Origin of the sequence: Paenibacillus terrae (genome assembly GCF_005217525.1) — a bacterium.
GTDB classification, from domain to species: domain Bacteria; phylum Bacillota; class Bacilli; order Paenibacillales; family Paenibacillaceae; genus Paenibacillus; species Paenibacillus terrae_C.
Map to the genome: position 1 here is coordinate 246,191 of NZ_PNXQ01000016.1, position 15,528 is coordinate 261,718.

Below are 15,528 nucleotides of genomic sequence, written 5' to 3' on the forward strand. Positions count from 1 at the left end.
TTGGAGTCGGTTTTTACTTGCTGATTGGATAATCGGCGTTGAAACCTAAACTCATAATCCTTGGCTAAGTCCTAATATCTGATCATTCACATTTACATTACTTAGTCCCCCGTGATAGCAAACCACGGATGCAATGTCGAAATCTAAATACTTTTTCAATGAGAGACGAGCGGCATTCATATCCGGTGTGGTCGGGACATGAATGCCCCCGAGAATCCCGTTTACACTGTACATCGAATCCCCGGCAATGAGAGTCTTACTTTGCCTTAAGTAAAGGCTGATATGGCCGGGAGTATGCCCAGGAGTATGGATGATGCGAATCCTGCCGCAAAACGGCAGTTCCTGACCATCTATTAAGGTATCGTCCACTTTGCCCTTCGGGGGATTCTCAAGGTGATCATCTTTTAAAAGAGGGATCTCCCCCTGAATATACGGCTTATCCAGTTCGTGAGCATATACTTTAACATTATGGCCGCACTCCTGCAAAATCTCAGGAAGACTGCCTATATGATCCACGTCCTGATGCGTCAAAATCACAGCTTTTAGTTTGTTTAACGACACGCCTACCTTTTCTATGGCCACGCGTAAATCTTCAAATTGCCCTGGGAATCCGGTGTCTATTAAAACAGCCATTTCTTGATCCCACAAAAAAATGGGGTGAATAATATTCCCATGATAATCTAGATGAAGCATTTCTACTCCCTTTGAAATTTCCATAAGATCGAGCCTCCGTAAAATGAAATTTATACATACAGCATTGCATCATTCGATTCCTAAACCGTTTTTTTCACCTCAAGCGATTTGCTCGACAACATAAGGAACATAAACACTCATTTTTTAATACCCCCACTTTCCTGTTTTCAGTTGATTTCTCCTTGTAAACGTACTGAGAACGTAAAAAGATACGGAGGTTCCAATGGAAAAGCTAATCTATACAAATGGCAGACAATATAATCAACAGGTGTGGTATGGTTTACTTCTACTGTAGAAAAAACCAAACAATTGATCAATGTCGATTATTTGATTATGATCATAGAGGATATCTATGATTGGACGGTGGCAACCCAATGGAGCATCGATTATTGACCTATTTTTTAATGGTCTGTGAAGAGCTTCATTTTATGCGAGCGGCTGAACGGTTGTTGATCAGTCAGCCGCCGCTCAGCTATCAGATCCAACTGCTAGAGCACCGGCTAGGCATGCCGTTGTTTACCCGTATGGGTAAGAAGTTTTATTTGTCCGAGGCAGGATGCATTTTGAGAAGCCATGCGTTAAACGCTTTTCACGAGTTGGACCAAGCTTGGGCTGCGATCGAAGAGCCTAGAGGCATGAAGCGAGGCCGCCTGCGGATTGGCTGTGCGGGCAACCATCTACTTTTGTCAGCCATCGCCGCGTTTTATCAACAGTATCCGGAGATTGAGCCGTCTGTTCAGGAATTGGCGACCGAGGAAGTAAAGGAGGGACTGCTCACCAATCGGGTCGATCTCGGTATTGTCTATCTACCGCTGGATCACAAGCACTTGAGAGCATTGAGTTGTTCGAGGACGAGCTTCAACTTGCCCTCGCGGCAGGGCACCCACTCGTGGCGGCGGATGCCGTCTCCCTCGTAGAGCTTCGAGCGCATCCTCTCGCCATGCTTCAGCCCAAGTTTCTCGTACGCCAGTTTTTTGACAGGTATTGCGAGAATGCAGGCTTCCATGTCAAGCCGATCCTGGAGCTCTCCACTCTGGAATCGTTACTACAGCTCGCGATGGCAGGGGTTGGTGCAGCTGTACTGCCACGATCTTACCTCCAAACAGTTAACCAGCCTGCTATCAGCAAAATCTGCCTCAAAGATCCTGCTCCCATAGACGCAGGTAACTCGCCAGCACATGCGCAGTTATTCCGAGAGGAACTGGCGAGGTACTGACTAGACTTGCAGGGCTGGATTGGTCTGGAATATGTCTCGACCTCGAAGGAATTCTGCAAAATCCCGAAACCGTGGATAAAGACAAATCAGGCTCTATTGGATACCTTGAGGCAGCGGTGCTGGGGGTTGCACTTGCTGCTAATACCGTTAACACCGCTAATTCATAGTCGTCCTTCCACTATTGCAGTGGAGAGGTGGCTTTTTCTTTGTGTGTTGTTCAGGTCCAGAAGGCAAATTTCATTGAACACCCAAATATCCCTGATCTAAAAATAAAGTCTTGGCAAACCATGCAGGAATGACGCCAATTGTATAGACCACTTGTACCAAAGTGGAGTTTATGGTATTATATTCCTGGATATCGTTTTCCCGACTGTGCAGCCTAAAGCTCACTTCTACTTTACCAACGACATAATATTCCTCTGTAATTATGTAAACGTTTTCAATCTTAGCTCGAAAGTTAAAATTTTCAATCGGTAAATGATAAAGAAGGGAGGGGAATTTGGGAATACGATTTGCAGTTCGTCAATATACAGGGTTGCCTATGAACCAGACACTATATTTGAGCACAAACAGCTCGAATACACCATCTTGCGTGAAGACGACAGTTATGGCTTGCCATCGGTGAATTAAGGCGTTGATATCCAAAAGAATGCCTGGAACCGTGTAACGCAGTTTGCTGGATGTACCGTAACCAAGGTAATTATAAAAAGCTATTAAATGGAATTTATTGGGCGAAAATAAAAATGATGAACTGGCTAATTCGGCTTGATTCGAGTCTTTATGGAGCTATGAAGCATAGCAGTTTATCAAAAATGATCGTAAAAATCCAGTTATTGGAACCTAATCCTCAAATTTTGAAAGCGGTTTCAATTTTAAAGGGGAGGCTATAACACCTGCTAAAAATATTACAAGTCCAAGTTTCGGAGCACCAACCTTCAAATAGGATACAAAATTACTAATTAAATCTATGCATAGGCAATTTGTAAACTTTTAATAGACATGAAATATAAAAATGGAGGTAATATGTTTATGATTAAAAAGTTTTCGGTGTTTTTATTAGCTTTTACATTATTGCTGAGTTGTTTACCAATGGTACCTGTACATGCTGCTAACAATGCAATTGTAAAGCTTCCAGGGAATTCAAATCCTCTTATGGACCATAAATTGGGGGCAGATCCCTATGCGTTGGTCTATGATGGAAGGGTTTATATCTATATGTCAAGTGATGCATATGTATATAACAGTAATGGGACGGTGAAAGAGAATGATTTTAGTGAACTAAATAAAATATTCGTCATATCTTCTGCTGACATGGTGAACTGGACAGACCACGGTGCAATTCCGGTCGCAGGATACAATAACACAAATAATGGAAAAGGTATTGCAAAATGGGCATCACTCTCATGGGCACCGGCCGTTGCACATAAAAAAATAAATGGTAAGGATAAATTCTTCCTTTATTTTGCAAATGGTGCCTCAGGTATTGGTGTGCTAACTGCAGACACTCCGATAGGACCTTGGACAGACCCACTTGGAAAGGCTCTAGTTACACACAGTACAACTGGAATGTCTGGAGTTACATGGCTTTTTGACCCAGCAGTATTGGTGGATGATGATGGTACAGGATATCTGTATGTTGGTGGAGGTATACCCAATACTTCGGACCCAGCTTCAATTGCAAATCCTAAAACAGCCAGAGTTTTAAAACTGGGCGCTGATATGACCAGTATTATTGGAAGTGCAGTAACCATTGATGCTCCTTACATGTTTGAAGACTCAGGAATTCATAAGTATAACGGCAAATATTATTACTCTTATTGTATCAATTTCTCCGGTACACACCCGTCAAATTACCCAGCAGGTGAAATAGGCTACATGGTGAGCAGCAGCCCTATGGGACCCTTTACTTATACAGGACATTTCCTGAAAAATCCACAAGCATTTTTCGGAGTTGGTGGAAATAACCATCATTCGGTGTTTAACTTTAATAACCAATGGTATGTAGTGTACCATTCCCAAACTGTCAGCAAGGCTCTATTGGGAGAAGGGAAAGGATATCGTTCTCCTAATATTAACAAGCTTGTCCATAATACGAATGGAACGATACAAGAGGTTCAGGGAAATATGGCAGGCGTGCCTCAGATAGCCAATCTTAATCCATACAATAGAATTGAGGCTGAAACAATCGGGTGGAATGCAGGGATTACAACCGAAGCGAGTCAAGCATCAGGCGGACCGACAAATAATCTTAATGTGACAAACGTACACAATGGAGATTGGATCGCTGTAGGAAATGCCGACTTTGGTAGCGGCGGAGCCAAGACGTTTAAAGCCAACGTAGCATCCAATGCAGGCGGTAAAATAGAAATACGTCTGGACAGTGCAACGGGTCCTCTGGTTGGAACTCTTAATGTCAGTTCTACTGGAGGAACACAGACCTGGAAGGAAGTCGAAACCACTGTAAGCAATGCAACAGGAGTCCACAAAGTTTTCTTAGTGTTTACCGGAACAGGGACTGGTAACTTATTTAATATTGATTACTGGCAGTTTACACCCAACACTACTGGAACAAGGGTTGAAGCTGAGGATATGACCCTCGGCGGTACTTACGCTGGGAAGATCAGTTCTCCTTTCAATGGGGTCGCTTTATACGCCAATGATGATTATAGTGCATACACTCAGTATTTTGCCAACTCTACTCATAGTATTTCAGTAAGGGGTGCTTCGAATAACTCCAGTACCGCCAGAGTAGACTTGCAAATAGGAGGAAGCACAGTTGGTTCCTTTAATTTTACCGGAACTACTCCGACGGTCCAAACCTTGTCTAATATCACCCATGCAACCGGAAATCAAGAGGTCAGACTGATCGTAACCACCGATAACGGGACATGGGATGCCTATGTGGATTATTTAGAATTTAATTAACTAAAACTAAAAACTTTTGAACCTATCAAAGATTAGGGGCGATTCTAATATGTATAGGAGGATGAGTATGATGTCCAATACTTCTGTATTTGCAGCTACTACTTTTACAAATCCGTTTATAAATGCTGATTCTCCAGACAACGATGTTATCAGGGTAGGTAATACTTTTTATATGACTAGCACGACCATGCACATGAATCCTGGAGTTCCGATCATGAAATCTTATGATCTCGTCAATTGGGAAATCGTAAATTATGTTTACGATACGTATGCCAACAATGACGCACAAAATCTTAACAACGGGCAGAACGAATATGGAAAAGGTTCGTGGGCAAGCAGCCTTAGATATTATAACGGCATCTACTATGTGTCCTTTGGCTCCAATTCTACCGGCAAAACATACATTTATCAAACCAGCAATATAGAAACTGGTCCATGGACATCATCAGTGCTTGGCAACTATTATCATGACGCATCGCTGCTGTTTGATAATGGACGTGTATTCTTGGTTTATGGCAGTGATAATATCAGCATTATTGAGCTTACTGCAGATGCAAAGGCTATCAAGCCAGGGGGACTTAATCAGGTGATTATTTCCGCTGCCAGTAATATTGCCGGTTCGAGCTTCATAGTCAAGGCTGAAGGCGCGCACATACAAAAGATCAAGGGAATGTACTATATATTTCTTATATGCTGGCCATCGGGAGGCAAACGCACACAATTAACCTATCGTGCAAGTAGCTTGACAGGACCCTATACAGGTCAGGTGTCATTGAATGATTCAGGCATTGCACAGGGGGGAATTGTTGATACTCCTTCTGGCTCCTGGTATGCTATGCTGTTTAAAGACAGCGGAGCAATTGGACGTATGCCGTATCTTGTTCCGGTTACATGGTCAAATAATTGGCCGGTATTCGGTGTTAACGGTAAGGCTCCTCTTACGATGGATGTTCCTGTTGAAGGTTATCCCGAAAAGAAGGTTTATGCGTCTGATGAGTTTTCATCTTCTCAAGCCTCCAGTCAACTTATTGCAAACGGTGGATTTGAAAATGCCACCATAAGCCCGTGGACGAATAATAACACTGCAATTGTTGCAGCAACCACTACAGACTATTACAGCGGCTCAAAAAGCTTGTTTGTCAGCGGCAGACAACAAACAGCTGCTGGTCCAAAACAAGTAATTACCGGAAAAGTAACAGCCGGCGGAATGTATCATTTTTCTGCAAAGGTTAAATACACTGAAGGTCCTGCCACTAAGCAATTTAATTTCGGTATTCAGAATGGTCCAAGTTACACAGGTATATCGATTCTTGGGTCCACCACGCTAACCAAGGGCCAATGGGGCACGATTCAAGGAACATATACACTTCCGGCAGGTGCCGACCTCTCACAAACGTTTATTTTCATTGAGACTCCCTACAGTTCAACCCCAGACCCAACAAATGATTTGATGAATTTCTATGTGGACGATGTTTCGTTTACAGGAACCTCGTCTTCAGAAGCGACTCTTAAAAAGGAGTGGCAATGGAACCACAATCCTGACAATACTCATTGGTCCCTTACACAGCGTCCTGGATTTATGAGAATGACTACAGGGAAAGTGAGTAAAAGTATTCTGGATGCCAGAAATACGCTTACCCAAAGGACATTTGGACCGAAAAGTACAGGAATCATTGCAATGGAAACAAGCGGGATGAAGGACGGAGACTATTCCGGTCTTGCAGCATTTCAGGCTAAGTATGGATTTGTAGGCATAAAGATGAACGGGACCTCCAAATCCATTGTTATGGTGAATGCCAGCTCTGGAGCAATGACTGAAGTGGCAAGTGTCCCTTTCACCCAGAACAGAGTATATCTTAAGCTTATCTGTGATTTTACAAATCAGACGGATAAAGCATATTTCTACTACAGTCTTGACGGCACAAATTGGACGGCTATAGGCAACACACTTCAGATGTCATATACAATCCCTCACTTTATGGGATACCGTTTTGCTTTGTTCAATTATGCTACTAAATCAACGGGTGGTTTTGTTGATTTTGATTATTTAAACTTGCAGTGACAAACAAGAGGGTTTGAAGCTGTGGATTTAACTCCCTGGATCTGTCAGATGTTAAATCAAGGAAAGCGAGGACCAATAGAAATCTAAGTTCGTTTCTTGCGCTCCTTCAAGGTTCTTCGGTTCGAAAATCTAACCATGCTAGGCCACATGAATTGAAAAGCTCAGAGGAAATTACGGACTTCTCCATTGAGATATCAGGGGGAAATGAATGGACTAAACCGACTCCATAATTGGAGTCGGTTTTTACTTGTTGACTGGATAAACAATGCTTGAAGCTATCTTCTGGCATACCCATTTTCAATACATCTAAGCCAAATGTTAAAAGCTACTAGCTAAAATCTGACTTGTATACAAGTTAATACGAGAGGAGTGAAGCTTTGATTGACATGTCATTAATAAGCTTCAGGATTTTAAGTAAAGATCATTCTTGAGGAAATTAGTTGTTATAGCTATTATAGATAAAGCTAATAATTTTTAGAGGAAGAATTACTATGGTGAAGTTGTCCCTACAAGAGAAGTTTGCATTTAAGTTTATCTTTAATGAAAAGATTGTGTATCACAGATGCATTTTCTGCTTTGACTTATAAAAGTTATTACAATGATAACGGACTGGTTTACAGAAGTATTAATTTTCGTAGGTTGCAATTTTCCGAATTGTCCACGAACTAGTATTTATCAAGCAAGTGAGCGGGATTTTAAAGTTGTAATGGTAGAAGATGCCGTTTCTAGAGTTTATCGCAAAGGATTAGATGAAATAATGAACATTGGTGTAACCGTGTATGCAACAAATCAGTTCATGCAAAAATTAGAGGGCAGTCCCCGTAATAGCAACTTACGTAAAGCACAGTAGCCTGATATCAACGGCAAGTCCAACAATGCAATAGTTTGTATTTGTCAAATACGATAAAAGAAAAAGGAGATATTATGACGGATAAAAAACAAATAGAAGATACAGGGTGGAACTTCGACAACAGTTATGCTCGTCTGCCGGAAATATTGTATACAAGGCTCAAGCCAACTCCTGTACGCTTACCGAAACTGGTCATACTTAATGATCCGTTAGCAAACTCTCTTGGATTGAACGGGGCAACGCTGCGAAGCAATGATAGCGCTGCGGTTCTTGCAGGTAACGAGGTTCCCAAAGGTGCTGTGCCTCTTGCTCAAGCGTATGCAGGCCATCAATTCGGGCATTTAAACATGTTAGGAGATGGCCGGGCAGTGCTGCTTGGCGAACAGATCACTCCCCTGGGCGAACGGGTGGATATTCAGCTTAAGGGCTCAGGCAGAACGCCATACTCCCGCCGGGGCGATGGCCGGGCGGGACTTGGGCCGATGCTGCGAGAATATATCATCAGTGAGGCTATGCATGCGCTTGGCATTGCTACCACCCGCAGCTTGGCGGTGGTAACAACCGGTGAGTCATTAATCCGGGAAACCGAGCAGCCGGGTGCCGTTCTGACCCGTGTGGCGGCCAGTCATCTGCGCGTCGGAACCTTTCAATACATCGCAGCATTGGGCAATGCCCAGGATCTCCAAGCCCTGGCAGATTACACATTGCAAAGACATTATCCAGAGGCTTACGGTGGAGAGAACCGCTATCTTTTCCTGCTACAAGAAGTGATCAAACGTCAGGCAGAGCTGATTGCCCAATGGCAGCTCGTCGGCTTTATTCACGGGGTGATGAACACCGACAATATGTCCCTTAGCGGAGAAACGATTGATTATGGTCCCTGCGCCTACCTAGATATCTATGATCCTGAGACGGTATTCAGTTCCATTGACGTTCAGGGCCGTTATGCCTATGGCAATCAGCCCAGTATTGCCGCTTGGAATCTGGCGAGATTTGCTGAGACCCTCCTGCCGCTGCTGCATGACAACGAGGCGCAGGCTTTAAAACTGGCCGAGGATGCAATTTCAGATTTTACCGAGATATATCACCGTAATTGGCTCATGGGAATGAGGGCGAAGCTGGGTGTTTTTAATAAAGAGTTACAGGATCTATCTCTTATTGAAGGCCTTCTCAGTATCATGCAAAAACATCGTGCGGACTACACCAATACCTTCCGTGCTTTAACTTTGGGCAAGCTTGAAGATGCAGAACTGTATGGCACTGAGGAATTTGTCCAGTGGCATGAACAGTGGCAGGCAAGACTGGGTAGACAGCAGGAAACGAAAGCCTCTTCGCAACAACTGATGCGCAGCAGTAATCCTGCGTTAATCCCACGCAACCACCGGGTAGAAGAAGCACTGGAAGCTGCGGTGAAACAAGAAGACTACAGTGTGATGGAGCGGCTTCTTGAAGTTCTTGCGAATCCTTACGCGTACTCTCCCGAACAGGCTGATTACTCGACACTGCCAGAGGAATCCCCGCTTCCTTATCGAACCTTTTGCGGTACCTGATTTGGAAACTTTAAAAGGGCGTGTATTAAAGCCCTTTTTTCTTTTGGGTATTTTTAAAGGGCGTCGAGAACTGGAAGAATTTAAAACCGATAGAGCCAGCCCCCATCCATTTTTGACCATGATCCTTCCCATTCAACGGAGATAAAAACATTCAGCCAACTGTTACACATGAATCAATCAATGAAATTGTTTAGACTTGTCCGGAAGGTTGGTAGTCTGTATGTCACCTTTTTAAATAATCAATCTCAGATGCCTTTGAAAACGAAGGACTGGATCATTTGCAAGATGATATTCAAAAAGAAGTTGAAAATAAAAAACAAATATCCAATTTTATAGATCTGTGCGATGTGTTCCACCGTGAACTACCTATGCTAAAATTGATATATCTCTTGGTCCGAAGAAGCTTTTGAAATCGCCAAGCTTTACAACAAGCCAGTCTTCTTATCTATTGAATACAGCTATTTATTGACCCACACGCACCTGTCATTGATGAGATGTTCGTATGAAACCATTGTTAAGAAGCTTCCGTCAATTTAATTCAATTGAATTAATCAAATGAATGAATTATACTTGCAATGTAACAGGTTCATTCATGACATCTATTGGAAGGGAGCCATTCGCATGTATACGGTTGGATGATGACAAAAGGCAACGATCAGCAATGAACTCTGGAAAGAAATAAATGTTAGGAGGAGAAAGAGGTATGAACAATCAAGATACTAGAATCCCTACCTACTCACTTGAGGAAAGAGATCGTAGATGGAATATTGCAAATCAGCTAATGGAAGAAGAGCATGTGGATGTATTGATTGTGTATGGAGATCGAGAAGGTGCGTTCCCTGCTGTATTTAACCCGGACACCTACTTTACGAATGAGCGTCCAGGTTCTATTGTCATTTTCCCTAAGAATGAAGAGCCGATCTCAGTTGTCTTTTTAGCCACTGCTGTGGAAGATCATATTCAAGCTGGATATACGAATACGCAAGGCTGGATACGCCCGGAAAATATGTATGTCGGAAAAATGGGTGCGCACATTGTCAAGATTATGGAAGAGAGAGGACTTACAAATAAAGCATTTGGTGTGATTGGCTTAGAGCCTTATCCTCCCTATTACTTTGATGGAGCCATGCCCTATAATACTTGGCAAACGATCCTAAAGGGATTACCGAATGGGACCTTTAAGTCTGTGGGACACAAATTTTTCGCACTGTCTTCTGTGAAAAGTCAGGAGGAGATCGAGGTATTAAAATGGTCAGCGAACGTTGGGGAAAAAATGTGTCAGGCGATGCTTGAGGCAACGAAGCCAGGCGTGAGAGAAAATGAGATCTATGCGGCAGCGATGAATGCTTGTGCGACCCATGTCGGGTTCACGACAACGATATTAATGGGATCAGGACCAGAGTTCGTAGGATGGGGATTGCCCGCATGGACATATCGACCAGAGGGGCCGCGGGTGATCCAAGAAGGAGATATTATTTTGGCCGAGGTATTTTCATCATTCGGAATGCTGGAGACGCAGCATCAGCCTTCAATCGCTGTAGGAGCTGTGCATCCGGATTTTGAGCGGGCGGCAGCGGCAGCGAGACAATCGTATGAGAACGGAGTAAAAGAACTGCGGCATGGGGCTACTTTCGGAGACGTGGTCAAAGCGATGAATGAGCCAATGCGTGAAGCAGGAGGCTGGCACGTTCATCCGCTTATTCATTCCATTAGTCCATTTGGTCTTATTGGGGTTGGCGATGAGATTGCACGGTTGCCTGAGGCGAGAGAGTACGGGAAAGTGCTGCCGATCCCATCCATAGGGTTAGAGACCGAACTCAAGACAGGAATGGTGTTTGCATTTGAGCCGAATTGTGCGATTGGTAAGAAGGTCATTAATCTTGGCGGAACGGTGATCGTGGGTGAAGCTGGGGGGATTGAACTAAATAAAAATTCTACTCATCTGATGAGGGCAACTTGGTAAAATAGCAAAAGGGTACGTATAGAAGAGTGTTTATGTCTTTGTTACGCACCCTCTTTTTAATGAGAATAGCCGCTGCATGTACGAATCGACATTTCGCCAAGCTCCTTGGCGATCAAAGCAACGTGTGCTTCATCCAAGTCTTGAATCCCTTGGCGTCTGAAATAGGTTTCCTTCGCCACAGAGAACGCAACCGATTGTCCAATAATTGCATGTGCGATTAATATCGTTTTTGGATCTTTTGCGTCTAGATCCATTAATTTACTCACCAAGACGGCAATCATCTGATGTAGTGGCTGGAAGAATTGTTCATACAAAATGTCATAAGCCTCTGTAGGCTGCAACTGCTCTCTTGCGATAAATACACTTCTTGCATTGGCTTCATGATTGCCAATCATCGTCTTGGAAAATTGCGTCATGACTTTTTTAAGAGCTTCTGCGGCTTCTTCTTTTGACCGTTTCTCAATCTCTTCTGTCTCAATTAGAGCTTGCTTCAAAAAATCATCTTGAACGGCTTCTGTCAAGCGACGGGCAACCGCTAAGTACAATCCTTTTTTTCCACCGAAATAATACGGAATCGCCGATTGGTTCACACCAGCTTCATGTGCAAGAGTCCGCGTACGTACGCCTTCATAGCCATTTAATCCAAAGATCCGTAGCCCTGCTTCTAATAAACGAGTTTGGGTGGAGTCTTCATTTCCTTTATTCATATCGCTGCTTAGGTTTGTATTCAATGTCCATTCCTCCATACTGTTGAGTATAATTAATTCAAATGAATTAATCAAACTAACTTCCGTTATGAAGTGCGACACGTAAAACAAAAAGGCCCATGCTGGTGTACATGGCTGTGAAAATGCCAGGCAGAACCGCCCATTCCATGGAAGTTGCTTTTGGTGTGGTGGCCAGTCAATACCCTCAAGGATTGGAAGAATGTGTTAAATGATGATTCTACGTATATCTATGCACAGTATAATATTGAACAAAATCAGAATGCCCTATATGATTTGTACTATGTTTATATGGATGAATTAAAATGGCTGCACAGTTTCAGCGAAAGTGATATCAAAACCACTGTACTGAATACTAATGAGGCTAATGGTTCGGGGATGAAGAGTGAAATTGCTCTACAAGATGTATCAGTGCAACTAGATCAGCTTACAGAGCGGATGAACCGGGTTTTTAGCACAATGCCTCAACTCATTAATATCGGAGGCTGGAGGGAACTGGAGTATGCACCGCAAAGCTATGAGATCAAGCATAATCAAATTACCTTGGGTGTACATATCGGGGACAAAGATATTGATATGGTGAACGTGCTGGAAGCTTCAAATGAGCAAATTTCAGAGGATTTCTTTGAGTTTATGTCTTCCACGATATTGGGTACAAACTCGTCAGCTAGCGTGGAAGAAATCTCAACTTATCTTTCTCAACATTTCAATGAAACCGAAAATGTGAAGACCGCTACATATAGCAAGGACGGATATACCTATACGCTTATGCTGTCAAACTTTGAAGGTTCGGGAATGCAAACAGATTATGCGTATAACTTTATCATTGTGAAAAACAAGTCTTAGAGGATATTGTAATTACTATATTTGAAGGAGAGAATGTTGTATGTTAAAAATGCCTAGGTTGCTATGGATGGTTGGATTGGCAATGGTGTTAATTGCTCTTTTTCCAACAGCTTCATTTGCAGCCAACAACGATATTAAAGTTACAATCAACGGCAAACAGCAATATTTCGATGTAAACCCGCAATCTATTGATGGTAGGATATTCGTTCCTATGAGAGGAATCTTTGAAGCGCTTGGTGCAGAGATTAAATGGGATAGGGTGACACAGAGCGTCATTGGATTAAAAGGGGAAACTACGGTTAAGTTAACCATTAATCAAAAGCAAGCTTACATAAACGGCAAAGCGGTTACTCTGGATGCACCAGCTACAATCGTTAAAGGCAGCACTTTGGTTCCAGTTCGTTTTATTGCAGAGAGTCTAGGCGCTGATGTGAAATGGGACGCTTCGACTAACACGGTGATTATTTTGCAAGGTGAAGTTACAGCAAGCGATTACTACTACTTCCTATATAATAGCAAAAGTGTTTCTGCTAGTGATTTGATGGCGATTAAAAGCTATATTGGTAAATTTCGCAGCTCAAACAACATATTGATGGATGTGACAGAGGCAAAGGATGCAGTTGAAATCTACAAGAGGCTACAATCTGATTCTACTCTGCAATCAGGTAAGCTATTGGGTATTCAAATCTTTGGAGCTTCTGAAGATGTTCCGGCATTCAATTATTTAAGTAAAACAGCCACCATTTTTCCAGATCGGAGTATGAGCAGATTTGATTTAGTACTTAATGGTGAATCTTTCCTTACAGACTATTTCTATTCAAATTTCAACAATGATTCTGCTCAGCTAAAAAAAGAAATAAGCCCATATGCGGTATTTGATGAAAAGACAGTTAAAATTGATTTTGAACCTCAGTGGAAAGTAGTTAGACTTCCCCTTTCTAAGGGTGAAATTGAAGGTTACTTCAAACGATTTGATGAATACACCACAAAACGTAACGCTCAAAAATCTATTCCAGTTGTAAACTTCTCAAGTCCAACCTATGGGAATATCCCTGGAACTCCTGAGGATGGAGAAGATTTCCGGGATCCAAACGATGAACGTAGACTTCTTTACCAAAAAGATGATTACAGCTATATCCTTCAACGTCTGGATAAAGAATTTAACATTTTAAAGAATTATCGTTTGTATGGCAACCAACAAGGCGACATTAAAGTCAAAGCCAATGTATCTGGAGACTACACAAAGGATAACGTTGCTAAAGAAAATGGAACTGGAATTGTTGACTTTTTCTTTAACGGAGCAGGTAGTTTCACTAAAACAAAATTCAAAGTAGTTGAAAGAGGGGATGAAGCTCCCTCAATTGGCTCAGACTCATCTGAAAAGATTATGACATCAGAAACAGTGAACAAAGTTCTATCAAAGAATTACTACACAATGATTATGATGCAAGCAGAAGACGCTAAAAATCTCAGCAACAAGAGTTTGGTCCATGAAATGATGGCAAATGGTAAAGCAATTAGCGTATTTGCAGGAAGCAATAAGGTTTTACCAGGTGGATTAAATAATATTGCTTCTTTGGAAGATATGAAACCAACTTTGTATTACTTCACATACAATTTTTACAAAAACCAAAGTGAAGGTTTAAATAGAACGGATAGTTATTTCAATGCTTCAAAAGCATTTGTAACTGAACTATTGAATCATCAAGATTTGAAGTGGGACCCCAATTTTGAGTTTGGGATTACAAATCTTGCTTCACTTCATAATCTTGGGGTTATCGAATACAACTAAAAGTAGCAACTATTCAAGCCGGCTCTTAATGGAGGAGTCGGTTTTTTTCTATATAGAACCCAAATAAATGGGATTGTGTCTAAATAGTGAACGGAAATGAAGATATTTTTTATATGTAATCGTTTTCAATTCAGAGTACTCATTTTTTCAAAAAATTTAATCAATGTAATTCCAAAGTTTCTCATGCATAATACATTTATAAGTTAATGACACGGAGTTGATATTATGAATTGAAGAAGATAAAAATGAAATTAATGCATTGATAGATTATCTGATCTTTGACAACAGGATAGTATGAATCGTTATGACCGCACAATACTGTCTTTGGCTTGCGGTTATTTGGCATGTTTGTTTTAGGCAAACGAGGCAAGTACCAGTCATATAGCACCAAATGCTGACCAAATACACACTAAGGAGATATGAAAAATATGAATATTGATAATGTAAAAACTCTTGATTGGAGAAATGATTTTACTTGCGGAGCTGAGTTTGAATTTAAGGATAATGTAATGTATGAAACATCAGAAGGTGAGTATGAACGTGATGAGGAAAAATACGTGCATGAAGAAGATTATGGATTTAATGATGAGGGAACGGCAATGTCTATGTCGATGAAGCAGAATAATGATCTTAATTTGTATAACAGGGATCAATGCCGAATTAATGCACTATTGTATTACGCTGCTATCCATGGATTAGGAATTAGATTACATGAATCAGGTACGAAGCAAGGTATGTTTGAGTGCACTATTCACTTGACCTCCCAATGTGTTGATGCAGAACTATATGCGACATTCTTATGTGAAGAAGTCTGGGGAGCGATATTTGAATCTGGTAGAAGCAGGGTTGAAATAACCACAGAGATTGTAGGGAATATGGAATGTGAAGATTACAGCTTTTCAGAAG

At 41.8% G+C, this 15,528-nt stretch carries 9 protein-coding genes and 1 pseudogene; 8 read left to right on the top strand and 2 right to left on the bottom strand.

The genetic code is table 11. The features are described from left to right. Positions 1-51 precede the first annotated feature (51 nt). Positions 52-717, bottom strand: coding sequence for an MBL fold metallo-hydrolase (locus C1I60_RS18725; protein ID WP_137063107.1), 666 nt, complete (start codon positions 715-717; stop codon positions 52-54). A 404-nt stretch (positions 718-1,121) separates the two neighbouring features. On the opposite strand from C1I60_RS18725, the pseudogene C1I60_RS18730 reads away from it, so the two are divergent. From C1I60_RS18730 to C1I60_RS18765, 5 genes and pseudogenes are all read left to right on the top strand, one after another. Beyond that, positions 1,122-1,909, top strand: a pseudogene (locus C1I60_RS18730) (LysR family transcriptional regulator). Positions 1,910-2,938: 1,029 nt separating this feature from the next. Beyond that, positions 2,939-4,834, top strand: coding sequence for a carbohydrate-binding protein (locus C1I60_RS18740; protein WP_137063108.1), 1,896 nt, complete (start codon positions 2,939-2,941; stop codon positions 4,832-4,834). A gap of 70 nt (positions 4,835-4,904) precedes the next feature. Continuing rightward, positions 4,905-6,896: a beta-xylosidase family glycoside hydrolase gene (locus tag C1I60_RS18745; protein ID WP_252361777.1), complete on the top strand. Its 1,992-nt coding sequence runs from the start codon at positions 4,905-4,907 to the stop codon at positions 6,894-6,896. 924 nt (positions 6,897-7,820) lie between these two features. Next, the gene (locus tag C1I60_RS18755; protein WP_137063110.1) at positions 7,821-9,296 is read left to right on the top strand and encodes a protein adenylyltransferase SelO; all 1,476 of its coding nucleotides are present in this window, start codon (positions 7,821-7,823) and stop codon (positions 9,294-9,296) included. Positions 9,297-9,999: 703 nt separating this feature from the next. Then, positions 10,000-11,259 (top strand): M24 family metallopeptidase, encoded by a 1,260-nt coding sequence (locus tag C1I60_RS18765; protein WP_137063111.1) that lies wholly within the window; start codon positions 10,000-10,002, stop codon positions 11,257-11,259. A gap of 56 nt (positions 11,260-11,315) precedes the next feature. Here the strand turns inward: C1I60_RS18765 and C1I60_RS18770 are convergent, their stop codons facing one another. Next, on the bottom strand, positions 11,316-11,990 hold the full coding sequence (locus C1I60_RS18770; protein WP_170970846.1) for a CerR family C-terminal domain-containing protein: 675 nt from the start codon (positions 11,988-11,990) through the stop codon (positions 11,316-11,318). 159 nt (positions 11,991-12,149) lie between these two features. On the opposite strand from C1I60_RS18770, the gene C1I60_RS18780 reads away from it, so the two are divergent. The 3 genes from C1I60_RS18780 to C1I60_RS18790 form a co-directional block, all read left to right on the top strand. Then, complete coding sequence (locus tag C1I60_RS18780) at positions 12,150-12,830, top strand: hypothetical protein (protein WP_137063113.1); 681 nt, start codon at positions 12,150-12,152, stop codon at positions 12,828-12,830. 40 nt (positions 12,831-12,870) lie between these two features. Further along, on the top strand, positions 12,871-14,622 hold the full coding sequence (locus tag C1I60_RS18785; RefSeq protein WP_212734486.1) for a copper amine oxidase N-terminal domain-containing protein: 1,752 nt from the start codon (positions 12,871-12,873) through the stop codon (positions 14,620-14,622). Positions 14,623-15,050: 428 nt separating this feature from the next. Further along, on the top strand, positions 15,051-15,528 hold a 478-nt coding region (locus C1I60_RS18790), incomplete at its 3' end, for a hypothetical protein (RefSeq protein WP_212734487.1).